The sequence below is a fragment of the Catenulispora sp. MAP12-49 genome (genome assembly GCF_041262705.1).
Classification (GTDB): domain Bacteria; phylum Actinomycetota; class Actinomycetes; order Streptomycetales; family Catenulisporaceae; genus Catenulispora.
In genome coordinates, this window is record NZ_JBGCCP010000008.1 from 59664 (window position 1) to 84489 (window position 24826).

27 protein-coding genes and 1 pseudogene are annotated in these 24826 nt (G+C 68.0%); 18 read left to right on the forward strand and 10 right to left on the reverse strand.

Annotated elements, in window-relative coordinates:
• Nucleotides 1–6 precede the first annotated feature (6 nt).
• Complete coding sequence (locus tag ABIA35_RS17150) at nt 7–660, reverse strand: alpha/beta hydrolase (RefSeq protein WP_370358511.1); 654 nt, start codon at nt 658–660, stop codon at nt 7–9.
• Between the two features lie 145 nt (nt 661–805).
• Here ABIA35_RS17150 and ABIA35_RS17155 point away from each other — a divergent pair, with 145 nt between their 5' ends.
• Nucleotides 806–1966, forward strand: a complete 1161-nt coding sequence (locus ABIA35_RS17155) for a low temperature requirement protein A (protein WP_370358512.1) — start codon at nt 806–808, stop codon at nt 1964–1966.
• 38 nt (nt 1967–2004) lie between these two features.
• On the opposite strand, the gene ABIA35_RS17160 is transcribed toward ABIA35_RS17155, so the two are convergent.
• Together ABIA35_RS17160 and ABIA35_RS17165 are read right to left on the reverse strand one after the other, a co-directional pair.
• Complete coding sequence (locus ABIA35_RS17160; RefSeq protein ID WP_370345421.1) at nt 2005–2442, reverse strand: ester cyclase; 438 nt, start codon at nt 2440–2442, stop codon at nt 2005–2007.
• A 180-nt stretch (nt 2443–2622) separates the two neighbouring features.
• Nucleotides 2623–3606, reverse strand: coding sequence for a GlxA family transcriptional regulator (locus tag ABIA35_RS17165; RefSeq protein ID WP_370358513.1), 984 nt, complete (start codon nt 3604–3606; stop codon nt 2623–2625).
• A gap of 124 nt (nt 3607–3730) precedes the next feature.
• Here ABIA35_RS17165 and ABIA35_RS17170 point away from each other — a divergent pair, with 124 nt between their 5' ends.
• From ABIA35_RS17170 to ABIA35_RS17200, 7 genes are all read left to right on the forward strand, one after another.
• Entirely contained in the window at nt 3731–4132 is a 402-nt protein-coding gene (locus ABIA35_RS17170) for a heme-binding protein (RefSeq protein WP_370345425.1), read from the forward strand.
• A complete protein-coding gene (locus ABIA35_RS17175) occupies nt 4132–4926 on the forward strand; it encodes an SDR family oxidoreductase (protein WP_370358514.1) in 795 nt (264 codons plus the stop codon). The genes ABIA35_RS17170 and ABIA35_RS17175 overlap by 1 nt, the downstream gene beginning before the upstream one ends.
• A gap of 203 nt (nt 4927–5129) precedes the next feature.
• Nucleotides 5130–6176 (forward strand): SgcJ/EcaC family oxidoreductase, encoded by a 1047-nt coding sequence (locus ABIA35_RS17180; protein WP_370358515.1) that lies wholly within the window; start codon nt 5130–5132, stop codon nt 6174–6176.
• 79 nt (nt 6177–6255) lie between these two features.
• Nucleotides 6256–6747 (forward strand): RNA polymerase sigma factor, encoded by a 492-nt coding sequence (locus ABIA35_RS17185; RefSeq protein WP_370345431.1) that lies wholly within the window; start codon nt 6256–6258, stop codon nt 6745–6747.
• Nucleotides 6748–6776: 29 nt separating this feature from the next.
• The gene (locus tag ABIA35_RS17190; RefSeq protein WP_370345451.1) at nt 6777–7373 is read left to right on the forward strand and encodes a methylated-DNA--[protein]-cysteine S-methyltransferase; all 597 of its coding nucleotides are present in this window, start codon (nt 6777–6779) and stop codon (nt 7371–7373) included.
• A 132-nt stretch (nt 7374–7505) separates the two neighbouring features.
• Complete coding sequence (locus tag ABIA35_RS17195) at nt 7506–7955, forward strand: ester cyclase (RefSeq protein ID WP_370358516.1); 450 nt, start codon at nt 7506–7508, stop codon at nt 7953–7955.
• 114 nt (nt 7956–8069) lie between these two features.
• Nucleotides 8070–8444 (forward strand): hypothetical protein, encoded by a 375-nt coding sequence (locus tag ABIA35_RS17200; protein WP_370358517.1) that lies wholly within the window; start codon nt 8070–8072, stop codon nt 8442–8444.
• Nucleotides 8445–8481: 37 nt separating this feature from the next.
• On the opposite strand, the gene ABIA35_RS17205 is transcribed toward ABIA35_RS17200, so the two are convergent.
• Genes ABIA35_RS17205 through ABIA35_RS17215 form a run of 3 tightly spaced genes read right to left on the reverse strand, consistent with a single transcriptional unit; the run spans nt 8482 to nt 10530 of the window.
• Nucleotides 8482–8889: a hypothetical protein gene (locus tag ABIA35_RS17205; protein WP_370358518.1), complete on the reverse strand. Its 408-nt coding sequence runs from the start codon at nt 8887–8889 to the stop codon at nt 8482–8484.
• Between the two features lie 12 nt (nt 8890–8901).
• Nucleotides 8902–9966, reverse strand: coding sequence for an MBL fold metallo-hydrolase (locus tag ABIA35_RS17210; protein WP_370358519.1), 1065 nt, complete (start codon nt 9964–9966; stop codon nt 8902–8904).
• Between the two features lie 36 nt (nt 9967–10002).
• Nucleotides 10003–10530 (reverse strand): YceI family protein, encoded by a 528-nt coding sequence (locus tag ABIA35_RS17215; protein WP_370358520.1) that lies wholly within the window; start codon nt 10528–10530, stop codon nt 10003–10005.
• A 209-nt stretch (nt 10531–10739) separates the two neighbouring features.
• On the opposite strand from ABIA35_RS17215, the gene ABIA35_RS17220 reads away from it, so the two are divergent.
• A complete protein-coding gene (locus tag ABIA35_RS17220; protein ID WP_370345443.1) occupies nt 10740–11225 on the forward strand; it encodes a MarR family winged helix-turn-helix transcriptional regulator in 486 nt (161 codons plus the stop codon).
• Between the two features lie 140 nt (nt 11226–11365).
• Here ABIA35_RS17220 and ABIA35_RS17225 read toward each other — a convergent pair whose 3' ends face one another.
• Nucleotides 11366–12052, reverse strand: coding sequence for an alpha/beta fold hydrolase (locus ABIA35_RS17225; RefSeq protein WP_370358521.1), 687 nt, complete (start codon nt 12050–12052; stop codon nt 11366–11368).
• Between ABIA35_RS17225 and ABIA35_RS17230 the strand changes: the two genes are divergently transcribed.
• Complete coding sequence (locus ABIA35_RS17230; RefSeq protein WP_370358522.1) at nt 12051–12602, forward strand: transposase; 552 nt, start codon at nt 12051–12053, stop codon at nt 12600–12602. The two genes, ABIA35_RS17225 and ABIA35_RS17230, sit on opposite strands and share 2 nt — an antisense overlap.
• A gap of 573 nt (nt 12603–13175) precedes the next feature.
• A pseudogene (locus tag ABIA35_RS17235) lies at nt 13176–13700 on the forward strand (transposase); the annotation flags it as partial.
• On the opposite strand, the gene ABIA35_RS17240 reads toward ABIA35_RS17235, so the two are convergent.
• Nucleotides 13697–14158: a hypothetical protein gene (locus ABIA35_RS17240; RefSeq protein WP_370358524.1), complete on the reverse strand. Its 462-nt coding sequence runs from the start codon at nt 14156–14158 to the stop codon at nt 13697–13699. The pseudogene ABIA35_RS17235 and the gene ABIA35_RS17240 sit on opposite strands and share 4 nt — an antisense overlap.
• A 1290-nt stretch (nt 14159–15448) precedes the next feature.
• Here ABIA35_RS17240 and ABIA35_RS17245 point away from each other — a divergent pair.
• The 6 genes from ABIA35_RS17245 to ABIA35_RS17270 all read left to right on the forward strand — a co-directional run bounded on the left by ABIA35_RS17245 (nt 15449) and on the right by ABIA35_RS17270 (nt 19776).
• Nucleotides 15449–15874: a hypothetical protein gene (locus tag ABIA35_RS17245; protein ID WP_370358526.1), complete on the forward strand. Its 426-nt coding sequence runs from the start codon at nt 15449–15451 to the stop codon at nt 15872–15874.
• A complete protein-coding gene (locus tag ABIA35_RS17250; RefSeq protein ID WP_370346889.1) occupies nt 15874–16815 on the forward strand; it encodes a hypothetical protein in 942 nt (313 codons plus the stop codon). The genes ABIA35_RS17245 and ABIA35_RS17250 overlap by 1 nt, the downstream gene beginning before the upstream one ends.
• A gap of 252 nt (nt 16816–17067) precedes the next feature.
• Nucleotides 17068–17331 (forward strand): hypothetical protein, encoded by a 264-nt coding sequence (locus tag ABIA35_RS17255; RefSeq protein ID WP_370358527.1) that lies wholly within the window; start codon nt 17068–17070, stop codon nt 17329–17331.
• Between the two features lie 470 nt (nt 17332–17801).
• Complete coding sequence (locus ABIA35_RS17260) at nt 17802–18305, forward strand: sigma-70 family RNA polymerase sigma factor (protein WP_370358644.1); 504 nt, start codon at nt 17802–17804, stop codon at nt 18303–18305.
• Nucleotides 18306–18333: 28 nt separating this feature from the next.
• The gene (locus ABIA35_RS17265; RefSeq protein ID WP_370358528.1) at nt 18334–19305 is read left to right on the forward strand and encodes a hypothetical protein; all 972 of its coding nucleotides are present in this window, start codon (nt 18334–18336) and stop codon (nt 19303–19305) included.
• 168 nt (nt 19306–19473) lie between these two features.
• Nucleotides 19474–19776, forward strand: a complete 303-nt coding sequence (locus ABIA35_RS17270) for a hypothetical protein (protein WP_370346881.1) — start codon at nt 19474–19476, stop codon at nt 19774–19776.
• 219 nt (nt 19777–19995) lie between these two features.
• Here the strand turns inward: ABIA35_RS17270 and ABIA35_RS17275 are convergent, their stop codons facing one another.
• Together ABIA35_RS17275 and ABIA35_RS17280 are read right to left on the reverse strand one after the other, a co-directional pair.
• Entirely contained in the window at nt 19996–21570 is a 1575-nt protein-coding gene (locus tag ABIA35_RS17275; protein WP_370358529.1) for a hypothetical protein, read from the reverse strand.
• 112 nt (nt 21571–21682) lie between these two features.
• Nucleotides 21683–23434, reverse strand: a complete 1752-nt coding sequence (locus ABIA35_RS17280) for a WD40 repeat domain-containing protein (protein WP_370358530.1) — start codon at nt 23432–23434, stop codon at nt 21683–21685.
• 963 nt (nt 23435–24397) lie between these two features.
• Here ABIA35_RS17280 and ABIA35_RS17285 point away from each other — a divergent pair.
• Complete coding sequence (locus ABIA35_RS17285; protein WP_370346876.1) at nt 24398–24694, forward strand: hypothetical protein; 297 nt, start codon at nt 24398–24400, stop codon at nt 24692–24694.
• The last annotated feature ends 132 nt before the right edge of the window (nt 24695–24826 follow it).

Sequence of the window (24826 nt, forward strand, 5' to 3'; positions counted from 1 at the left end):
GCGTCCTCAGCCGGCGTGGGCCTTCAGCTGTTCGGTCATCCAGCGCACCGCGTGTTCCCTCCAGCTCGCCGCATCGCCCGCCCCGACCGCCAGACCCAGGCCATGCGGACCGTGTGGGAAAACGTGGACGGTGTGGGGGACCTCGTGCGCGGCCAATGCCGACGCCAGGCGGTACGTGTGCTCCGGCGGGACGTAGATGTCCTCGGCGGTGTGCCAGATGAAGAACGGGGGAGCGGACGCGCTCACCAGAGCATCGAGCGAGGTCGCACGGCGCTGGGCCGGCGAGGCGTTCTCGCCCAGGAGGATCAGTCGCGAGGGCCGGTAGGTCTCGGTCTCCATGGACGTGATCGAATAGCCGAGGACCGCGAAGTGGACCGCGTCGCGGGGATCGGTGCCCTGCGTCAGGGCCGCCATTCCCGCCAGATGCCCGCCCGCGGAGAACCCCATCAGCCCGATGCGGCCGACCCCTTGCTCCCGCTGTCTGCGGATCTCCGCCTGCAGCGCTTCGAGCGGCAGCGGGTGCCGCACGTTCAGGGGGTATCGGAACACGCTCGCCGAGATCCCCAGACCGACCAGCCATTCGACGATCGGCTCCGCCTCGCTCGGGGTGTGGGCGGCATAGCCGCCACCGGGGAGGACGATCACATGCGCCGAATCCAACGCGGCACCTCCGCCTTTCACATCTCAGAGTCTCCTACCCAGCCTGTGCCGTCCACGGCGGCATCGCCATCACCTGAACATGTGAGGCGTCCGGCATCCTCGGCAACCGCCGGACCTGGCACACTGCGTCACTGTGATCCGGTTCATGACGGCGAAGGGCGCGGTGAGCGCGCGGCCCGCCGACGAAGAGCATCGCGTCGCCACACCCCTGGAGCTCTTCTTCGACCTGTGCTTCGTCGTGGCGATCGCCCAGGCCGGGCGGGAGCTCTCGACGGCGATCATCCACGACCAGATCGGACACGGCCTGGCGTCCTACGCCACGATCTTCTTCGCGATCTGGTGGCCCTGGATGAACTACTCCTGGTTCGCCTCCGGGTTCGATCCGGACGATCCCCCGTTCCGGCTGGCGACGTTCGCCCAGATGACCGGTGCGCTGGTGATCGCCGCCGGGGTGCCGCGGGCGTTCGAGAAGCAGGACATCGTGGTGGTCGTCATCGGGTACGTCATCGTGCGTCTGGCCTTCGCGACGCAGCTGATCCGGGTGTACCGCGACAACGCCGAGATGCGGCCGATGATCGGCCGCTGGCTCGCGGGCTTGGTGACCGTGCAGGCGTGCTGGGGGCTGGAGCAGCTGCTGCACGGGCACGCGTTCCAGATCGCCTTCGGCGTGCTGGTGGTGGCCGAGCTGGCCGTCCCGTTCTGGGCCTCGCGCAGCGGCGACATCCCGTTCCACCCGCACCACATCGTCGACCGGTACGGCTGCTTCACCCTCATCGTGCTCGGCGAGACGGTGGCCTCCGCGACCGTCGCGATCCAGGAGGCGACGACGGTCCACGAGGATCTGGGAGCCCTGATCGCCCTGGTGCTGGGCGGGCTGCTGATCGTGTTCGCGGCATGGTGGATCTACTTCGCCTATGACGCCGCGGATCTCCTGGCCGACTCCTCAGCCTTCCTGTGGGGCTACGGCCACTACTTCATCTTCGCCGCGGCCGCCGGCATCGGCGCCGGGATCCAGGTCTGCGCGGCGTGGCTGACCGGCACCGCACACGTCTCGGTGACGCTCGCCGCCGCGACGGTCACGGTGCCCTCAGCGGTGTTCTATCTGATGGTGTGGCTGTTGCAGGCGCGGCACTTCAAGAAGGGTTTGGCGCAGGCGGTGCTACCAGCGGTGACCGTTGCGCTGGTGATCTGTACGTTCGCCGGGCGCTACGCGGTGCTGCTGGCAGGTCTGTGCTGCGCGGCCGCGGTCGTCGTGGGGGTGTACGAGCGCCGGTTGCAGGAGGCGAATCAGGAGTCTGCGGCTTAAGGGGTGCCGCCTCGTAGTCTTTCCCCCCCAACGGGCGCTCAGGCAGCGAGCTGTTGGAGCGCCGTCATCCAGTTCTCGATGTGATAGCCCTTGGCCAGCTTTCCGTCGCGGACTGTGAAGACATCGATAGCCATCGTTGTGAAGGATCTGCCGGTCGGGGCTGCGCCCCAGAATTCCTTGACCGGCGTCCCCGTGGCTCGGCCGCGCACGACCATCATGTCGTCGACCACATGGATGTCGACCACCTCCCAGGCCAGATCGGGCACGGCCTCGCCCATGCCCTTGAATACGTCGGCCAACCGGTCACGAGTCAGGAATTCCTCGTTCGTGTGGTACGAGCGGTAGTCGTCGTTGCACGCCTGAGCCAGGAGCGCCGATACGTTCTTCTCAGCCGGCCTGTTCAGCGCTTCGTAGAGCGGGGCGGAAATCCTGCGCGCCTCGTCGACGCTCATGAACGATTCGTCACTCTTGGTCATGTGGCTTAGCTCCTTACCGCGGGTCGTATCGCACCGCGCCGATCGGCCACGGGCACCCCGAAGCTAGCCCGGGTACTGATTTCGATCCCTCACCCATACAAGTGAGGGATCGAAGTGAACCGCACCGGGTTTCGCGCCGGCCCTCACTAAGCCCTGATCGCCCCAGAAGCCGCCGCGTCGTCAGACGTCGTCAGATCCGGCATCCCGAGACAGCGACGCGAACGTCCCGCGATAGACGCTGGGTGGCACGCCGACGTGCGCCTTGAACAGGGTCCGGAAGTTGGCCGGCGTTCCCAGGCCGCACCGGCGCGCCACCGCCTCGACAGTCAGGTCGTCCGTCTCCAGCAACTCCCGTGCCAGAGCGAGCCGGGCATCGAGCAGCCACCGCATGGGCGGCATGCCGGTGTCGGTGTGGAAGCGGCGGATGAGGGTGCGGCGCGACAGGTTGGCCTGGCGTGCCATCTGATCGACCGTGAGCGGCTGGTGGAGGTTCCGCAGAGCCCAGTCGTACAGCTGGGCCAGTCCTTCGGAGTGGGCGGGCAGCACCGGCAGGTCGATGAACTGGGCTTGACCGCCCGTGCGGTGCGGGGCTGTGACCAGCAGGCGGGCCCGCTGGTTGGCCAGCCGGGCGCCGTGGTCGCGGCGGATGAGGTGCAGGCAGAGATCCATGCCCGCGAGAACGCCGCCGGAGGTCAGCACCCGGTCCTCGTCGATGTACAGCTCCTCGGGCCGGACCAGCACGCGGGGGTACTGCCGGGCCAGGGCCGCCGCGTACCGCCAGTGGGTGGTCGCCCGGCGGCCGTCGAGCAGGCCTGCGGCGGCCAGGGCGAAGGCACCGGTACAGATGGACACCATCCGGCTGCCGCGGGCCGAAGCGTCGGCGAGGGCCGCGGTGACCGCGGCGGAGGGCGCGCCCGGTTCCAGGTAGCCCGGGACGACGACGGTGTCGGCGGAGGCCAGGCAGTCGAGCCCGTCGGTCACGGACAGCGCCGGCCCGCCGTGCATCGCCAGGACACCGGGCCGTTCGGTGCACACGGTGAGTGAGTACGGGCCGCCCGGCCAGCTCCCGAAGACCTGCATCGGGATCCCGATGTCCAGCGCGAGGACGTTTTCGAGCGCCACCACGACCACATGGTGCACCGCACCTGATGTCCGGTCGTCCATGGCACGATCCTATCGCTTGATGGCATGCGTGCCACAGACGCCTCGGTCCCGGGCGCGCCTACGGTCGATTCATGGCTGGCAGCCCCGGCATCCACTCCCTCCACCACCGACAGGAGCAGGCGTCGTGAACATCTCGCTGGATACGGCCCAGGCCGTGATCGACAGGGCCCGCGCGCACGCGTCGGCGATCGGTGTCCCGATGAACATCGCGGTCGTCGACGGCGGCGGGCACCTGATCGCTTTCGCCCGCATGGACGGAGCGATCCTCGGATCGATCGACATCGCGCTGGCCAAGGCCAAGACCTCGATCCTGTTCAACGGCCCGAGCGAGGGCCTGTGGGAGTTCTGCAAGCCCGGCGGCCCCGCGCCGGCGACCGAGCACACCAACGGCGGCCTGATCCCCTACGCGGGCGGCCTTCCCCTGCACGACGACAACAGCACCCTGATCGGCGGCGTCGGCGTCTCGGGTGGCATGCCCGCCCAGGACGGCGAGGTCGCCCGCGTCGCGATCGGAAAGGAAGCCTGATGAAGAAGATCCTGATCACCGGCGCCGGCACCGGCCTGGGCCGCGGCACCGCCATCGGCCTGGCACAGGCCGGCCACCAGGTCATCGCCACCACCGAACTGTGGTCGCAGGTGAGCGAACTGCGCGCGCACGTGGAGGAACTCGGCCTGGGGGACCGGATCACGGTCGACAAACTCGACGTCCTCGACGCCCGCGACATCGCGGCCGTGGCCGGCTGGGACTTCGACACCTTCGTCTCCAACGCCGCCATCGGCGACTGCGGCCCGATGGCCGAGATCCCGGTCGATCTGGTCCGGCGCACGTTCGAGACCAATGTCTTCGCCAATCTCGAACTCGCCCAGCGGTGCATCCGCACCTGGGTCGACGCCGGTACCGCCGGCCGCCTGGTGATCGTCAGTTCGATGGGCGGCTTCCTGACCGCTTTCGGCCTCGGCGTCTACTGCGCGACGAAGCACGCCCTGGAGGCGATCGCGGCGACGCTGCGCGATGAACTCGCCCCGACCGGGATCACGGTGCAGACCATCAATCCCGGGGCCTACCGCACCGGGTTCAACGACCGCATCGCCGACACGGCCTTCCGGTGGCTGGACGACTCGGTGAACTTCAACCAGACGAAGGACGTCAAGGCGCGCTTCGCCGAGATCCTCGCCGACCAGTACGACCCGCAGGACATGATCGACAAGATGGTCGAGATCATCGGCGCCGAGCGCGGTGCCTACCGCAACGTCTGGCCCCCGGCGACCGAGGAGCTCGTCAAGCAGGTCCAGGAAGCGGCCTGGACGCGGACGGTGTAGCCGTGACCGCCGCCGAGGAAACGAACAAGGCGATCGCAATTTCCTCCGGATCCGGGACGGCGTCCTGGCAGAACACTGGGACGTCATCGAGGACGAAGCCACCCGCGCCCAGTCGCTGAGCGGTCTGCCGATGTACGGCGACGACTTCCCCGACGAGCGCCGGCCATGACCCGGACCGGGTATCCGACCGAAGGAATCGCATAGTGACCACCGACGCACCCCCGCCGACCTTCGACCAGCTCGGCGCACCCGACACACCGCTGGCGCGGGACACCTACGCCCACGCGGCACGGTCCATCCCCGTCTTCATCCTGAACCACAGCGTTCGCAGCTACATCTACGCCGGCGCCCACGCCCAGAACCAAGGCCTGCGCCCGGACACGGACTACGACGACGAGCTGCTGTTCCTCAGCTGTGTCCTGCACGACATCGGACTGAGCGAGCAGGGCAACGGGGACCAGCGCTTCGAGGTCGACGGCGCCGACACCGCGGCGGTGTTCCTCCGTGAGCGCGGCGTGGACGAAGCGCGCATCGCCGTCGCCTGGGACGCGATCGCCCTGCACACCTCGGACGGCATCGCCCCCCGCAAGGGCACCGTGGTGGCGCTGACCCAACTCGGCATCGGCACGGACATCCTCGGCGTCGGGCGCGAGAACCTGCCGGCCGGTCTCGCCGACGACACACACGCCCGGTTCCCGCGCCTGGACCTGGCCTACGCGCTCAGTGACGCCATCGTCGTCCAGGCCGAGACCAAGCCTCACAAAGCCTCGCCGATGACCTTCCCGGGCACCCTGCTGCGCCATCATCTGCCGCACGGGGCCCATCCCGACTGGTACGACCTGATCGCCGGGGCCGGCTGGGGAGACAGGCCCGTCAGCGCTGCCGCCCGGCGCCGCGCCGAGACGCCGGAGCAGGTGGGAACCCTGTTCATGGAATACCTGGCGGCCGGTGACGTCGAGGGCCTGGTCTCGCTGTACGAGCCGCATGCCCATTTCGTCCCCACCCCCGGAAACCACCTGGTCGGCACGGACGCCATCCGCGCAGCCATGCACCAGATGATCGCTGCCGGGGCCCGGCTCGAACTCCGGTTGCGCGACATCCGGGTGGTGGACGACGTCGCGCTAGTATCGAACCACGCCACCCTCACAGGGGTCGGACCGGAGCCGGTCATCTCCACCACCACCGAGATCCTCCGGCGCCAGCCGGACGGTGGCTGGGTCCACGTCGTGGACGACCCGTTCTTCAGCTGACTGTCCCGGATCTGCCTTGGATCTCACGTTTTCACCGACGCGGCCGTCTTCCCAGTACTGAGCCTGCGACGGGATGAGGATGAAGGAACCATTCGAGAAGGCGGTCGAGCAGCACGGTCCCACAGTGCTGCGGGTGTGTCGGGCACTGCTGGGGACGAACGACGCCGACGACGCCTGGTCGGAGGCGTTCCTGGCGGCGATGCGGGCCTGGCCGGAGCTGCCGGACACCGCGAACGTCGAGGCGTGGCTGGTGACGATCGCCCGCCGCAAGGCGATCGACGTGCTGCGGACCGCCGGCCGGCAGCCGCTGCCGGTCGAGGAGCTGCCGGAGGCGCCCAGCTCGCTGGGCGTCCCCGGCGACGGCGACGGGGAACTGTGGGAGGCGGTGGGACACCTTCCCGACAAGCAGCGGCAGGCGGTCACCTTCCGCTACCTGGCCGGGATGCCGTACGACCAGATCGCCGCGATCCTCGGCGGGACTGTGGAGGCGGCGCGCCGCGCCGTGGCCGACGGGTTGAAGAATCTCCGCAAGCAGTTTTCGGGCGCGATCACGGCAGGAGCATCGAAGTGAACGACATCCGCCGCGACGACGTCCTGACCATGCTGTCGGCTCCCGTCGACCCCGCCGCCATGGCCCGGTTGCACCGGCGGCTGGCGGCCGCCGCAGAGGCCGAGCGGTTGATGGACGTGGCGTATACCGTCGTAGATTCCCCGGTCGGCCGACTGCTGCTGGCGGCCACCGACAAGGGCCTGATCCGGGTCGCCTACGCCACCGAGGACCACGACAAGGTCCTGCAGGCGCTGGCCGACAAGGTCAGCCCGCGGATCCTGCACGCGCCCGGGCGGCTGGACGAGGCCGCCCGGGAAGTGGACGAGTACTTCGGCCATCGCCGGCGTGTCTTCGACCTACCGCTGGACCTGTCGCTGTCCAAGGGCTTCCGACAGCTGGTCCAGCGGCACCTGCCGGAGATCGGCTACGGCCAGACCCGCAGCTACCGGGAGGTCGCCGAACTCGTCGGCAATCCCAAGGCCGTGCGGGCGGTCGGCACCGCATGCGCGACCAACCCGCTGCCGATCGTCGTCCCCTGCCACCGGGTGCTGCGCACCGACGGAACGCTGGGCGGATACATCGGCGGTCTGGAAGCCAAGACCACCCTTCTTGAGCTGGAAGCCGGGGCACGGCCTTCGCGACCGTGAACATCGCCGACCGCGGGCGGTGAAAGGAATCCTGAGTCCCCATCTCACACGACGGCGCTCGCCGCCGTCTTCCGGGTGACAACCGATGCGGAGGCCCACCGGCGACCGCCATGCTCAGAACAGGACAACATCATGTCAGTTGAGGAGAACAAGGAGATCGTCGGACGCTGGTTCACCGAGTTCTGGGGCAACCCGTGGAACCCGAAGGTGATCGACGAGCTCGCCCACCCCGACATCCGCTTCGAGTACTCCCTGCACCAGCCGATGCGCGGGCACGACCAGGTCCGTGACTTCGCGACCAGGTTCCGCACCGCCTTCCCGGACCTGAACTTCTGGGGCACCGCCGACCTCATCGGCGAGGGCGACTACATCGTCGGCCAGTGGGAGGGCGGCGGGACCCACACCGGCCCCATCGTCTTCGACGACCTCCCCATCGGCTCGGTGCCTGCCGCCTCCGGCAAGACCATGCGGTTCACCGGCACCACCGTCCTGAAGGTCCAGAACGGCCTCATCGTCGAGGAGCTCGGCCTCGACGACGGCGTCAAGGTCCTCCAGCAGCTGGGCATCATCGCCACTGCCTGACAACCCGCACCGCCGGCGAGGGCCGAGCCACCCGGCTCGGCCCTCCGCCGCGCATCTCACGTCTGGCCTCGCGCGAGCGTCTACCAAGCAGGACAACGGCAAGGAGACACTCTCATGGACGCGCGACACATCGTGACTCCCACCGAGCTCGGCCCGGTCACCATCACCGCCGTCGACAACGAGATCACCGGCGTGTACTTCCCCGACGAGGTCTATCAACCGAGCCGGCCCCGCCGCCTCACCACCGAAAACTTCGGGCGGCCTGTCGCGAAGGGAGAGGACGAGCTGCTGGACGCCGCCGCCACGCAGCTGGACCACTACCTGGCCGGCCGACGGACGAACGGCCGGCTACCGATGACCATTCCAGACGCCGACGGTAAGCCGATCCAGCTGTCGGCGTGGGAACTGGTGACCCGGATCCAGCACCGGCGCGCGAACAACCGGGCCCGCATGCCCGACCGCCCAGCCGCTCGGATCTCAAGGGTCTGAACAATGCCGCCGCACAGCCCCACCGGGCTCCGACCGGCTAGCGTTCGGCCGGGATCGGGCTGCGGCGGCGCGGCCCGATCAGCCCGGCGGTGGTGAAGACCAGCCCGCCGGCCCAGGCGAGCGGGCCTTGGAGGCCCGGCCACAGCGGCATGTAGTGCGGTCCGAGGACGAAGATGATGAAGCTGACGTCCGTCACGAAGGCGACAGCGAGGTTGATCCAGTATGCGGGCTGCCACTCGCGCAGGATCGCAGCTATCGAGACCAGCGCGATCGAGCCGGCGGCGAAGTAGAGCATCCATGCGTCCTGATACAGGCGTGCCTGGACCATGGAGTGGTGCTGCGCCCTGCCGAGCTTGGCGACCGCGTCGCCGGCCTGGACGTGCAGCGCGGCCCACAGCAGGTAGAACAGCGAGCCGATGATGGTGAACAGTCGCGTGGTGCGCATGGGTGACCTCCCTCAGGGACGGATGCCGAAGGGACCGAGCTGGCCGTAGTCGATGCGCAGGGACTCGACCACCGCGTAGGCGTTGGACGAGGTATAGACGTCGGCGCCGCCGAGGCGGTCCGTCCAACGGGGGACGACGGCCTGCGCCGCCTGGTCGGCAACGCCGTTCAGGTAGGCGTTGAAGACGGCCCAGGGGTTGTGCGCGTCGACTTCGCCGTAGATCTGGCCGGGGTCGAATGTGCTGATGGCGCGGCCGGCCTCGGCGCGGAGTTCGGAGACGTACTGCTGATGCACCGTGATGTCGTCGCGGGTGCCCAGGCGGGTGAGGTGCCCGCCGACGAAGGTGTCGAAGCCGTAGCCGAGCGCCTGGTCGGGGGCGGCGAGGTAGCCGGGGATGTCCTGGGACTCGGCGAGGTACGCGAACGGGACCCACCCGGGAAAGATCACGTCCACGAGCATCAGCACCCGCTGCGCCGGCAGGTGGACGAAGATGTTGCCGGGGCTGTGGTTGGGGCCGTGGTAGTCCAGGCGGAGCGTGTCGTCGCCGACGTGCAGCGTCAGGTGGTCCGCGAACGTGGTGTGCGGGACCGGCCGGTTGCGGTCCGGCGTCTGGCGCAGCAGCGCGGCGACATCGCGGTGCGCGTAGCGGCGCGCGCCGTCGAACAGGCCCATCGCACCGATGTGGTCGGCGTGGTGGTGGCTGTAGACCGCGTGCGTGACCGGCTTCTTGGTGACGCCGGATATCGCGCGCAGGATGTTGTGGCCGATGGTCGGCGGCGCGTCCACGACGACGACACCGTCCGCGGTGACGAGGAAGACCGACTGGTAGAGGCCGTCGGTGACGCAGAACGTGCGGTCGGCGATCTCCTGGACCAGGTAGCCGGACGCGGGGATGGCCGGCCCTTTCGCCCCGGGAGGCACCGGGGCGGTCGTCGGGGTGGCCGATGCGGTCGGGACGGCTGGCGCGTTCGGCGCGTCCGCCGCCGTGGCGGCGGACGGCTGGAGCAACGTCAGCGCTGGAGCCGCGGCGGCGATGCCCGCGGTGGCGACCAGGCTGCGGCGGGATATCGGAGACATATCAGCGTCCTTTGATGAGGATGGCGTGCCGTCGGCTCAGACGCGGTGGGTGTGGGCGGTGACGGTGACGGACAGGTGCCGCGCGGCCATGCCGCGCATCGCGGTGACGCCAAGCGCGTAGCGGTCGACGGTGCCCTCGGCGGTGTAGACGACCGTCGCGCCCCTGACCTCGACGCCGGTCACGGTGAGCTCGACCGGCCCTGACCTGCCCTTGACCGTGAGGGTGCCGGAGAGCGCCCAGGCGTCGTCCCGGCGCCGGACGCCGTCGGCCCAGAAGGTGATCGCCGGGTGGCGGCGGGAGTTCAGGAACAGCAGTGACCGGACCTGGATGTCCCTGACAGGGTTCCGCGTCGAGAAGCTCGCGGCGGCGACGTCGACGTTCAGCGTGGAGTCCTCGACCCGGTCGGCGACGACGACGGAGCCCTGGTCCACCGCGAACCGGCCGCGGACCCAGCCCAGGCCGAACAGGTGCCTGGTGGTGACGGCGACGGTCGAGGCCGAGGTGTCGAGGACGTACCGCCCGGACGGCGGCGCCTGTAGGAGGGGTGTCGCAGAGTTCGACATGGCGCGGCGGCCTTTCGCTGGGTGCTGAAGGGTGCTGACGCGGCTCAATGTAGCTCTAGTTGACTGCGCAAGCAAGTAACTGTGTGTGACGACGCGATGGCGTCCAGGGCGGGGCCGCAAGCAGCTGGACGTGCCTGCTGGGCGCTGAATTGTGGGGGCGGGGGAGCCGTGCCGGCCAAACTCCTTGCCGACGCAAGTACACTGGTGCCATGACCGATGCGGGCGAACCGACCGAAGACCCCACCGAGAAGCTCCAGCCCCTGGATGGTGTCGAGGAGCCGGCCTGGCGGGACCTCGCACGCTTCTTCGTCCAGGCCCCCCGGCTCCTCGACGAGGACCTGCAACGCGGCGCGAACATGTCGCTCAGCGCCTACAGCGCCCTGACCCACCTGTCCGAAGCGCCGGATCAGCTGCTGCGTATCAGCGAACTCGCCAACCGCGCCTACCTGTCCGGCAGCCGCACGACCCGCCTGGTGGACGAACTCGCCGCCGACGGCCTGGTGGTCAAGCGGCGCTCGGCGAACGATGCCCGCGGCATCGAGGTCATCCTCACGGCCAAGGGCCTGGAGACCCTCCGGCGCGCCTACCCCGTGCACCTGCGCAGCGTGCGCTCACGAGTCCTGGACCACATGCCGCGCTCGACGCTGCCCGCCGTCGCCGAGGCCATGCGCGCGTTTGTGAAATCGCTGGGATGACGCGAGGGGCGACGGTGTCCGTCGATGATCAGGTCGCACGCGCCGTAGACCGGCGTCGCGGGGACAGCGGCGCGAGACGGTCCAGGTAGTCGGGCCGCCTCGCGCGCTCGGCGTATGCTGGTCGCTAGGCTTCGAGGTCGCTAGCCTTCGAGGTGCCTCGCGGCGTCACGGATCACGTCCAGGACGAAGTCGGGGTGCGAGAGCATGGGAACGTGGCTGCTGTCGATGTCGTAGGTCTTGGCACCCATGCGCTTGGCGGCGGCGCGTTCCAGGCCGGGGTTCACGGTGCGGTCGTTGTTGGCGACGATGTACCAACTCGGCTTGGTCTTCCAGGCGGTGCCCGGAACCTGCTGGTTGAACAGGCCCGCGTCCGGCACGGCGCCGGTGGCCAGAACGAGCTTCTGCTCGGCTTCCGGCAGGTCGCCGGCGAAGTCCGGGACTCCCGAGGCCTTGAGCCAGATGCGTCCGTTCTCGACCTCGATGTGCCCGAAGACCGGTGTCGGCGCGAACTGGTCCTGTTGCTGCTGGGAGGTCTCGTCCTCGTCCGGAGCGAGCGCGGCGATGTACACCAGCGCGCCGACCCGGTCATTGGTGCCGGCCTTGGTGATCAGGGTCCCCCCGTAGGAGTGGCCGACTAGCACGACCGGTCCGGGAACGTGGTCGATCGTGAAGTTCACGCAGGCGACGTCGCTCTCCAGCGAGTTCAGGCCGTGCTGCGAGGCGAAGACCTCGTGCCCCTCGGCCTGGAGGGTGGGAATGAGCTTGTTGAAGCATGAACCGTCTGCCCACAGGCCGTGCGCGAAGACGATGCTGGCCTTGCCTGCCATGGCTTTCACTCCTTCGGAGACTTCACCGCCTACCGCGGTGGTCACGAGTGCCGCCCGATCTGGAGCCCACTGGTGGGGGCGGACCCCGGCCCGGCGGGAGGCAGTCCGCTTGGAGGCGGCCGAGATGTTCGCCGCCAGGGCGTCGGTGGCGGAGGTCGCCCGCGGCTTGCGGGTGACGCGGATGTCGGCGAACCGGTGGCATCAAGCCTGGGAGGTCGGCGGTACGGACGCGCTGGCCTCGATCGGAGCGGCCGGTGCGGCGTGCAAGTTGACCGACGCCCAGCTGGCGCAGCTGGGCGGGGTGCTGGAGGAGGGGCCAGCCGCGCACGGCTGGGAGGAGGACCAGCGCTGGACGCTGGCCCGCGTTGCCGAGTTGATCGCGCAGGACTTCGGGGTGGAGTACACGCTGCGTGGTGTCGGTTATCTGCTGCACCGGATCGGGTTCACCGTACAGGTCCCAGACCGCAAGGCGGTCGAGCGTGACGAGGCGGCCATCGCGGCCTGGCGACGGGATCAGTGGCCGATCATAAAAGGACGGCCTGCGACCTGAACGCCTGGATCTGCTTTGAATTGCGCCGTGAGGCGCTGTGTTTCGTGTGGAGGTGAGAGACCTTCGCCGCTGTTCCTGTCGTAGCAGGACGGTGGAGCTGAGGGCAGCCTGATCCGGGTGGTGCCGGGGAGGGCGGGAGCGGCCCTGACAAAGCCGGGACGTGTCAGCACTGCCAGATGGTGCGGGTCCGGCGAGCGGGATGGAGAGGAGTACGCGAGGAACCGGCGTCTTTACGTCTCTTAAGGATGACACCGGCTCGAACCTGGTGGATCTGGGCCGGAAGCGGTGCGCACCCGTCGATGGTGTGGGCGGGGAACTCCTGGGTGGGTGTTTCGAAGCCGACCGGGAGGCCACGAGGAAGGTCTACGGCGTACTCGTGGCGATGCCGCAGGGACACAGTCGGGCTCCTACTTCGTCGAGCGAAGCACAGTGAACACGGGAACCCCCCGGTCGCATCTCCCCGATCTGCCCACAGCCTGTGGCGGGCGGGGATAGGCGCACCGACCGCTGAACGGGCCGGGTGGGGCGGAGCCGCCGTAGTACTCCGAGCCGCTCAGGCCGCCGCGCGGCCGGACCTGGGGCCGACGTGGCAAGACGCCGATCGTCCGGGTCCGGGCCGCTGGCTCGGGGCGGGTATCGATCGCCGGGGTGGTGGCCTTCCGGCCTCAAGAACCGGACGCGCCGCGCCTGATCTTCCGGACGATCACGCACCACGGCCGCAAGAACGAGCCCAAAGGGTTCACCGAAAGCGACTACGCCAGACTGCTGGACGCCGTCCACCAGCAGCTGGGCGGTCCGATCGTGCTGATCTGGGACAACCTCAACCGGCACAAGTCGCCGCTGATGCGGCGGCTGATCACGAGCCGGTCCTGGCTGACGGTGTTCTACCTGCCCACCTACGCCCCGGAGCTGAATCCCGTCGAAGCAGTCTGGTCACACATGAAGGGCAGCCTGGTCAACTTCACACGGCGGACCGTCGACCAGCTCAGCACGACCGTCAAGAGCCGCCTGCGGCACCTGCAATACCGCAGGCCGGTCCTCCACGGTTTTCTCGCCAAGACCCACCTTGACCTCGACCCACCGCTACCACCTCTCTAGCGGGTCCGAGCAGCCCGGTCGGCGCGCCAGAGGGTCCTGAGCGCTTCGAGTTGGAAACGTGGGAATGGGTGACGCCACCTGCGCTGATATTCGCTCTCGCCATAAGTCTCCGCGACGTTGTCGAAGCAGCGGATCGCCGCCCTGACCAGGACGTCTACGGGTTGCCGACTTCTCCAGATCTCAGTGCTGGCGAGGTCGTTGCTGCCTCGGTCGGGCACCTGAAGGATCCTGATCCGTACGTCCTCCCCGTCGCGGTGAAGGATCCAGCGATAACCTGCCGGCTCACCCGCGAACTCGACCCGCGCCTCGGACTCGCTGGTCAGAACACGGGCGACCGCGATCAACAGCTCCTCCGGAGCCTCGGAGATGTAGGAGGTCTCGATGGAGACCTCGGCGTCCTGGTCTGCGACAAGGCAATCGGCCCACCCGGTGCTGACGATCCATTCCAGCCGTAGCATGCCTCCCCCCGTCTCTTCGCCGCTGATAGGAAGTTACTCGGATCTGCCCTTCAGGTCCTCTTGGATAGCCGTAACTCCCGCCCGTCAACTCCTCTAGCTCGCCAGCTACACGGCACTTCACACCAACGTGGTGCAGCAGCTCGACGGCAGTCAACCGCACCTGCGGATCGCCTAGCGCCGACGATCGAGTCCTACGGCGGGTGGCAGCGTTGACGGTGATTGAGACACCTGCGTCTGCGCCGGAGCTCGCCGCTCCGGGCCGAAGAGGCGCCGCCCACCAGCGGGTGATTAGACTAGCCGCTCTGGGGGCCAATTGGGGGCCTTGAATTGGCCCCCAAAACATATCAAGGGCCTCAATCCGATCCCTCGGATTGAGGCCCTGACCTGCGGCGTTACCGTCGGGCTGACAGGATTTGAACCGGCGACCCCTTGACCCCCAGGTCCATGCGGCAGCTGTTTCCGCACGTCACGCACGCTATGCCTCCTTGGACGGCAGGGTGTAGCGAGTGTCCACCGGCGGGTCGTTCATGATTGTGCATCCGGTGTGGCCCCCAAGTGGCCCCGAGCGACAGACCTGCGGGTGCCCAGAAAAGGTTGGGCTGGTTGGCATCCACATGCTTCGATGTTGCCGATCTTGGTTGGCTTCGGCAACCTGGCGGCCATGGAAGATCATGTGGGATCAGCCCCGTACGGGCGGGGAAGCACGTCGTCTCCAACGGCAAGACCACGACCGAGGCGGGATCACCCCCGCAAGCGCGGGGAGTACAGTCTCTGACCTGCTGGCTTGCCTAGCCGCAGCGGCGCGATCCCTTTGGGCTTGGCGGGCCTTGGCATAAAGGGCATTTGGTCCTGTCCGTCCGTCTCCGAAAGTCCGTCGTTGTTTTGTCCTATTTTAGGTGGTCTTGGTCGATGACAGAGCTGCCGCCGGCTGTTTGCTTGGCCAGTCGATGAGTGTATGCCTTCGTAGCCATGGGTCCGGAAGGCGAGTGCGGTGCGGGTGATGCGGGCGAAAGCCTTGTTGACTGAGCCGTCGACGCTACATCGGTGGGCCAGGTCCTCAAGGTCTTCGATGGTGAACCAGGCCGCGGCCGGTCCGGTGTCGATGGCGGCGTGATTTAGGGCCACGGTGTGGAGCAGCTGCGGAATCAGGCTAATGAGTCAAAGCCGGTGCTGCGACGAGATGCGCTGCCTGTGGGGGTTGCCCGTAGTCCCGCGGCTTCCACCTCATGGCCGGAATCTCGACCGCTCGTATCAGTTCACAGATTCACCCTGAGCGGCTACGGTCTTCTCATGCTGGGGCTCACGGCCGGACTCTGGGGTCTATTCGGCGGCTTCGCGGTCGAGGGGTTGGAATTCTACTCCCTCCTGCGCCGTGACGGCCGTTGGCCGTGGCAGCCGCCCAAAAACAACAGCGCGCTGGACCCGGCCGAGGTCGGGCTACGGGGCTACCTGGTTGGGGAGATCATCCGGCTGCTCATCGGCGCCGGGCTGGCCTGGGCTGCGGCGTCCACGGGACAGATATCGGGGCCGCTCGGCGCGCTCGGTGTGGGTGCGGCGGCGCCGACAATCGTCGGGCAGCTGACGAAGTCGATCGCGCTCACGACTGCACCTTCGGCACCGCAGCCGATCGATCGGACCATCCAGAACACGGCGAGCTATCAGCTCGACTATCGCGGCACTCCTATGCTCGTGAGTGACAACGAGGGAGATGGGTGATGCGTGCCGACTCCTTCGCGGGCCAGGTCGTCGCTGTTCTGTCTCGTCGGACACCCGCATTCCAGCCTGTCGAAGGCGAGTCCAGCACGTTCGCCGGATACCTGAAAGCTATCGGCGGGAACTGGCGGGGAAAGCCAGAGCTGGTTCGCCTCCAGGGTTCCGCCGAAGGACTCAGTCTGGCCATCAGCCATGCCGCCGATGAGGCTGAGGACGCGGTACGGCTGGAGATCTACGGACGGATCTCGCCGATGCTCGCGGATCTCGGCCAAGCTTTCGACGATCTGGAGATGGGCATCCGCGATGTCCAGGACTACTGTTCGGCACGGCGGAGCGGGTCGAGTCCTCCGCCGGACGACTACTACTTCGGACGGGTCGTCGCCGCGCTGAACAAGACCTTCGACGCCGTCGCCCGGGCCAGGACGGCCATGGACGGCATCGCCAATGTCATCGATGGCCTGCTGCACAGCGATGATCTGCTGGGCATCGGTCCCGCCGCGCTGGAGGACGTCCTGGCCAGGATCGCGGTGGTCGACGACGCGCTCGACGTCATCGACGAGGCGCGCCGGGAGTTTGAGCGCGTCGGCGGCGAAGACGGCCTGGACCCTTCCGGCAGCTTGGACGCGGTACTTCTGGAACCGACCCTCGCCGTGCTCACCGGCCGGAGCTGGACCGCCGTCGGTCGGCAGTCCCGCAAAGCGAAGGACGCGATCGACCGGACTCGGGCCGCCTTGAGCGACTTCGCCGGCGCCGATCTCCGCTCTGCGGACCTGAGCGAGATCGAGATGAGCGGCGTCATCTGGAACAGCGAGACCAACTGGCCGTCCGAGTGGGAGGATTACCTTCGGGAGATTTCGCAGGAGCTCGAACCAGGCTTGTATCGAGTAACGGCTGGTAGTGCCGCATTGCCGCGCGCTCAGGACCGGTGGGAACTGGAACCCTAGTTGTACTGCCCCGTGTGAATCAGGCCTCATCAGAGGCTCGGTGAGTTATGGCTTTGTACTTGTGGGTGCCGAGAAGGCGGACGGTGGCCTCGATCCGGCGGCTGGTGTTGCGCTTAGCGCGGGAGAACGGCACCTGGGGTTACCGGCGTTTCCGCGGAGTGAGCGTGAGCGGCATCGTGAAAGCCGCTTGTCGACCTGCTTTACCGGTCGACCGTAGAGGCCACCTTTGACGACAGCCGGGGCACATGACTGTTGCAGGACACGATCGTCGGGCAGCCGCGCGCTGGTCTTGCGGCGGTCTACGCCGCGCCGCAGGGCTACTTGCAGCAGCCGGAGTTCGCCACGGACCTGACGGCCGCGACAAATCATGCAAGCTTGTGGCACAAGATCTCCGGTTTGATTCTACGCGGGACCATTCGGGCCGGGATTGAGGAGGCGCTGGCCGGCGGGGCTTCCAGCAAGGTGCGGTTCGAGATGGGCGCGGTGGAGCTGGACATGGTGGCCACGGAAACGTGATCCCGTTCCCGGCCCAGGTCAACCCCGGTGGCCGAGTCTCTGACCACCACACGGCCGTCACGCGGATACCAACCGGCGAAGTCCTCATCGCTCCACAAGCCCTTGGGCCGGTCACGCAGCCACATCCCGGTGGTGCCTTTCGGGGTGGCGGCACGAGCCACCCGCGCGGCCAGCTCCGGGACCTCGGCGCCAGGACGGGGACGAACCGACATAGCCCCACTCCTCTGGTGACACGATCGAATCGCTCAGCAGAAGGCTGACGCACCAGCATGATCAGCCGCCAAAAGTCGTCAAGACTCCCGACAGAGTCTCCCACTGCCGAGCCGTCGCAGGGGTGGCGATGTTGGCAGGCCGATGACGGTGTCGGCGGCGCTGCGGAACATGAACGGCAGTCATGGAACGTGATCGAGTTCATGAAGGAATGCAGGAACTTGTGCAACCGCGCCCGCACCTCCGGCGTTTCCAAGCGCATGAGCGAAGAGAGGGACTTCGACGACTTCTATGTCGGGACCGTGCGCCGCACCACCTTGGCGGTCTTCGCCATGCTCGGTGACATGGCCGAGGCCGAGGACGCGGTGGCCGAGGCCTACCTGCGGGCCTGGGCCCGGTGGTCGTCGGTGTCGGTGATGAGCGACCCCGCAGCCTGGGTGCGCACCGTCGCGTATCGATTGAAGGTCTCCGCCTGGCGCAGCGCGGTGCGCCGTATGGCGGCCTATCGCCGCGTTGGCTCGCCGCCGGACATGCCGGAGCTGAACCCGGACCACGTGGCCCTGGTCGCGGCGTTGCAACAGCTCCCGGAGGTGCAGCGCCGCGCGATCGTCCTGCACTACATAGCGGGGCTGACGATCGGCGAGATAGCCGCCGAGACGCAGACCCCGGACGGCACTGTGAAGGCTCGGTTATCCCGTGGCCGGGCGAAGCTTGCGGTCCTGCTGGCTGACACAGAGGTGGAGAAGGTGATGACGGATGTCTGAGAAAAGCGAGAAGAACGAGGTGGGCGGCATGTCGGGAGAGCTGGAGGCGAAAGTGGAGCGGCGGTTCGAAGACCTAGCCATCGCCGTCATGCCGCTGGTGCGCGTCGGCAGTCCGGGCATGCTGAGGAGCAGGGGACGGCGCTACGTGTCGCGGCGCCGGATGGCCGTGGCCGGCAGCATGGCCGGGGTCGCGGCGGTTGTCGTCGGGGTGGTGGCGGTGGCTTCGACCGGCAGCAGGCCGGATTCGGTCTCGACGAACGGCGGGGGTGGTGCCGTTGCGCCGTCCGCTACCGGGCGCGGTCTGGCTCAGGCCCCGGCTCCGGCTTCGGCGAGCACGAGCCCCAACAGCGTCGCGAGCAGACCGGCCGGGAACTCTGAGATCGCCGTGCTCGCCGGTTCCGGCGCCTTGAACGGCGTCACCGCGCAGCAGTCTCGCGACGCTTGGAAAGCCTGTAACTCCCTGTCGCGCAACACCCCGGAGTTCGCGTCGGAGGGTGGTTCCATCGTGTACGCCCTGCCTATCGCCGCGAACCCGAACGAGGGTCCGGCGGGCATCGGTGTCCTCACCCTGGCAAAGGACGGGAAGTCGATAGCCTACTGTCGCGACCGTTCCGCCACATGGGCCGACACCAAGGACTATGAAGCGTTCACTGATCCATCCGCAGACCCCTACGCGGCGACGGAGGCCGTCGTGGTCGATTCCTGCCGGGGCGCATATGACCTCTGCTATCCGGTGACGGACGTCGCGCCCGAACCCAGCGCGAAGAATCCGTTCACTTGGATCGACTTCGGCCACATCAACAACAGCGGCATCACCCGCGTTACAGTCCAGTACGGCGGTCCGGAACAGGACGCGACCCTCATCGAGGGGCACTGGTTCAGCACCGGGACGCTGACGAAGGCCCAGCACGAGACGCCGATCGTTCGCGGCTACAACGCCGAGGGCGCGCGGCTGTACGACTCGACGACGGACCCGCACTACGACCAGGCCTACCAGTGATTCAGTTGGCGGCCGAATGCTCGCGCGGGGTCCGCTGCTGCATTTAGCTGCGCTCGGATTCCCAGCTTGCGAATGATGCGTAACCACAATGAAGGACTCTGCCGGGAGTCTTGACGACTGCTGGCTGAGGGTGCCGATAGCCGGGGCGAGCTGGGATGATGCCGGTTCGTGGGGTTGAAGCTGGTGTACCTGGTCGCGAGTCGGTTGCTCGCCTGGATACGTCTGTCGGTGCGTGATTCGACGGCCAAGGACGTCGAGATCCTGATGCTGCGGCACCAGCTGGCGTTCGCGCAGCGCCGGGATCCGCGGCTTGCGCGGAAGCTCACCTGGCCGGACCGGGCGTGGCTGGTGCTGCTGGCCGAATTGAGACCCGCCACAACCTCCACCGACCGCACCGATCACTCGACCAGAGCGCACGACTACACCCCGCGCCCGAACCGATCACCGGCAGCGCCGACATCATCGACCTGAACGTGCGAAGACGCGACCGACTCGACGGCATCCTGCACGAGTAGGAGCATGCCGCCTGACCTGCACGGATGAAGCAATCGGCACCCACTGGCGCAAACGCGTCCTGGGAGGACTGATCCACGAGCATGGGGCTGCCGCATAAAGTCCCGGTCAAGCCCGGTGACCGAGTTCCTGACCATCACAGGGTACACATCCTCAGGCTGACCTGCCTGCAAAGCCCTACCGGTCGGATGTCCCCCCAGCCTCACCGTCCCGGTTCTTCTCCTCGTCGAGCGCTTTCCTCACGCTGTTGATGTGGACCTGGATCCGAGCGCGGTAATCCGGGTCTGCGGCGTAGTACCGTCCGTTAAGAAGGCGGAGGGCCTCTGGCCGGTACCCGTCCACGCGGCCCAGCTTCTTCGCCGCGTCTACGCGGCCCTCGATGGTGAGGGTGCTGTCCTCGGCGAGACGGATCAGGAGCGCGGCGCCGGCCTCCCGGTAGCCGTCCACGCCGGTCAGCTGTTCGGCCGCGGATAGGCGGTCGTGTTCGCTGATGGTGGGGTCTTCGGCGAATGCGGTCAGGATTTCGGCGGCGGCCTCCCGGCAGCCCTCCACCCGCGTCAAGTCCCGGAGCGCAAATCGACGCAGGCTGCCGTGGTCACCGGTGTCGTGGGCGAGGTCGGTCAGGAGCGCGACGCCGGCGTCGCGGTAGCCCTCCGCAGCCGCCAGGGCCCCGGCCGCGCTGGTCCGATCCCACGTTTCCAGGGTGGTGTCATAGGCGAGGCGGGTCAGGAGAGTCGCGCCGAGCGCCTGGCAGCCCTCTAGCCCGATCAGTTTCCGGGCTGCGTCCAGGCGCTTCCTGCTGTATATGTCGGTGTCGCGAACGAGGCGGGCCACCAGGGCGGCGCCGGTTTCCCGGTGGTCGTCGAGGTCGAGCAGTTGCTCGGCCGCGCTCACGTGCCACCGGCGGTTATCCAGGTCCGGGTCGGTGGCAAGGCGGGCGAGGAACGCGGCGCCGACATCGCGGTAGCCGTCCATGCGGGCAAGGGCGCCGGCCGCGTGTACCCGGCCGCCGTCCTCGGAGCCGAAGAGACTCTGTGCCTTGCGGCGCCGCAGCGTCCACCATGGCTTTGCCGGCTTCGTCGTGGGAGTCTCGGCGAAATGGACCAGACGTGTGGCGCCGGCCTCCTGGTGCCCGTCCAGAGCCGCCACCGCGATGGCCGCCCAGACTCGGTCGACCAGGCGGCCGGCAGTGTCGTCGGCCAGCCGGATCAGAAGCGCCGCACCGCTTTCGCGGTGGTCCGCCATGCCGACAAGTGCCTCGGCGGCGGCCACGCGGTCGTCGCCATCGAGCGATTTGTCCTCGGCGAAACGCGTCAGAAGCGCCGCACCGCTTTCGCGGTGGTCCGCCATGCCGACAAGTGCCTCGGCGGCGGCCACGCGGTCGTCGCCATCGAGGGATTCGTCCTCGGCGAAACGCGTCAAAAGCGCAGCGCCGGCCTCCCGATGCCCGTCCACGCCGGCCAGAGCCGCGGCAGCACGGACCCGGGCATACGCCTTGCGGTCCCTTGTGCTTGTCCAACGCCACATCGGCAGCCGGAGCAGCCACGGTTTCGGCCACTCACCCGCGGTGTCATCGGCGAAGTGAGCCAGGCGCGCGGCACCGTCCTCGCGGTGTCCCGGAACCCGGGCCAGAGCCTCGGCCACCTCTATCCGATCAGCCGTGGACAGCGAGGCGTCCTCGGCGCGCCGGACCATGTCGGCCGTCTCGGGTGATTGATACTTATCGGCCGAGTCCGCCATCAGGTCGCCCATGATCCTCCAGTGGTCAGACGTGAGTCAGGTGAGTCAGGTGAGTCAGACGTGGGCCAGGCCAGACATCTGGTCAGACTCGAAGTCAACGGCACGGCCCGTGAAAGCCGCGTGATCAGCGCGGAGCCAGCACCGCCATGTTCGAACCGAAAGCGGCCACCAGCCGCCCGTCCGGCGCCACCGCGACATTCCAGACGCCGGCTGGAAATGCGTACTGGCCGATCTGCCGCCCCGTGCTCGCGTCCCACACCCGCAAGGTTCTGTCATCGCTTCCGGTGGCGACGATGGGGCGGCCGTCCAGCATCCCGGTCGCCGCTGCCCACACCGTGTCGGCGTGGCCCGTCAGAGGCGGTCCTGCTTCTTCACCGGTGTTCAGGTCGCACAAATGAACGACGGCGTTCGTCTCGTCGCTGACCAGAATGATGTCGCGGCCTTCCAGCGTCTCCAGGGCCAGAGCGTGGGCGCGGCGCTGCTTCGGCTGCACGCCGCGCCACTTGTTCGCGGTCAGGTCCCACACCCGGCCTTCCCGGGTCACGGCAACGAAGCGGTCCTCCACGACCCCGAAGAACTTGATGCCGTCGATGCTGTACTCCCGCGTCGTCCGCCCGTGCAGCTCTTCGCGGTCGGCCAGATCCCAGATCCGCACATTCCTGTCCGCGTCGCGCGTAAGGAGGGTGAGCCGTCCCTCCACCATCCCCACCGTCAGCAGCCTCACGCTCCCGCCGTGGCCGGGCAGGTCGACACCTATCTGTGCCCCGTCGTCGAGGCTTCGGATCCGCACCTTCTCGTCTGTGTCGCCGCTGATGATGACGGAACGACCATCCACGAGGGCCGTCACGAACCCGCCTATCGACCTCAGATGATCGGTCTGCCAGCGGCCCGCCTCCTCGTCACCGTCGAGATCCCAGATCCGCACCGATCTATCGTCGCTACCAGTGACGGCGAGGTGGCGCCCGAACAGCTCCGGCATCGCCGTCCCCCGCACGATGCGCAGGTGCCCGATCAGCGGCGGGCGAAGGTTCTCGCCGGTGGACACATCCCACACCTCGACCCCCTCGCGGCCGCCGACGAGGGCGGCGGGACGGCCGTCGAGCACTCCGGCGGCCGCCGTTTCCACGAACCCGTTCGGCACGGGCTCACCGACCATCTCACCGGTGGCCAGGTCCCAGACCTGCACCTCGTACGAGGTGGCGCTGACGGCCATCGGGCGCTCCCACGCCGGATCCGTGACCAGGAACTTCGCCTGGGTGTTGAAGCTGAGGCTGGCGCAGATCCCTGACTCTCCTTCGTTCTCACCGCTGATCGCCGGCGCCGGATCGGACGCCCGGGGACCGACTTCGCGCCCCGTGGCCAGGTCCCAGAACCGGAGGTATTGCTCTCCCGTAATGAGATCCGTCGGCATGAGCTCCTCGGAGTGGCTGGTGACGACGACGGGACGACCCCCGAGCACCGACATCGTCAGGGCACAGACAAAGCCGGTCTGAACGATCAAGGGCTCGCCGTTCCGGATGAGGGCGTCGAGATCCCACACCCGCAGCGCGTCCTCGCTGCTCGCGGCGACCACCACCGGGCGTCCCCCGACCAGCCCGGTCACCAGCGATTTCACCCAGTCTCCGTCGCCTGTGTCGAACGCGCCGACCTGCTCCCCCTCGGCCAGGTCCCATACTCGGATACCACCCATGAAGCCGCTGGCCACGGCAATGGGGCGACCGTCCAGCACCGCCGTCGTCAGAGCACTCACCTCGCGGGAGAACCCGGGCACGGCCTGGCCGAGTCTCCGGCCCGTCGCCAGATCCCACCAGTGCAGCGCGCCGTCCTCGCAGCCGGCGACAGCGAACCCGCGGCCCTCCACGACCACCGCCGCCACCACGGTCACCTTGGCCGGAACCGGCACCGCACAGCGCAGCCGGGAGTCCAGAGCGCGACCGGTCGCCCACTGCACCGCCCAGGAATCATCCGTGTCCCGAGCGACCGCCACCTCGGCAAAGCTTCGCGACAGCTCCCGGTTTCCGTAGCGAGCGGCGTCCACCGCCAGTATCTGCTGCCGAACCTGTGCACTGACATCCCGGTGTGCGTGCCCTGATGCCCGGTACACAGCAGCAGCCAGCGCCTCCTCCTGCCCGGCCGCACCCTCCAACGCCGCCAGAACCTGCTCCGGGTCGGCGGTCACCAGCCACGCCGGATCCGACAACCGCCCGCCACCGGCCGCACCCACACGCGCCGAAGCCCCGTCGTAAGAATCACCAGACATGATCGGCACCGTAGCCGCCACACGCGCTCCGCACCTCTCGCCGAAGCAAAGTTCAGTAGCGAAATACGTGTTTCCCACACACCTTCACGCGCGCGCGACCGGAAATCGCCGCGGCGCGCCCGATCACCCTTGCGACTCTCGGCAGCAACGTTACAGGGGTCAACTGGCCGGATGGTGCCTGTCTTGGTCGAATACTCGGATACCGGCCTTGACCTGGGGGATCGGCGTATACGATCGGTAGTCGTGGCTGTGCGACTGCGGTACCGGATTCTCGTTCACGTGCTCTCTTGGCTGGCGTTCGGAGGTCACCGCGAGAGGCTATTCGAACAAATATGCGAGCGCAATGAAGAGGCTGTACGTTCGCTAGATCGGGTGAGTTGCGACTGGACTCGGTAGGTGCCAAGCCGACACCGCAGTCGACATCAACATCATCAGCGAAATGAATCGGTCGACGTGTTCGCCTCAGCACCGACCCTGAAACGGGGCGTCACACGGGCGGTGCAGTTCCTCGCGCGGAGGGGCGGGCGGCGTGCTCGACTTGGCTTGACAGTTTCCGCTTCGACGCGTCTGGAGACCCGCATGGCCATCGTCACCGTCTTCGAACTCCCCGGAATGACTCAGGACATGTACGAGCAGATCGCGAACAAGCTGACCGACGGCCGGGGCATGCTGAAAGACGTCTCGGATTGGCCGGTGGAAGGTCTGCTGTCGCACACATGCGCCACCACGCCGGACGGCATGCTCATCGTCGACGTCTGGGAGAGCGAGGCCGCGTTCAAGCAGTTCGGCCAGGTGATCATCCCGCTGCACCAGGAGGTCGGTGCGCCGGTGCCGGAGCCGAAGGTCCACCAGGTCTACAACGTGGTGACCGCCTGACCAGTTGTGCCGACCGGACGACGGCCCGCCGGAAAACCCGTTCGGGGCCGCCGGTTCACCGCCACCGCGAGTTCTCGGGACTGGTACGACACCCGTGGCGACAACCGGACTCCGATCTGGCTGCGCTCGCCT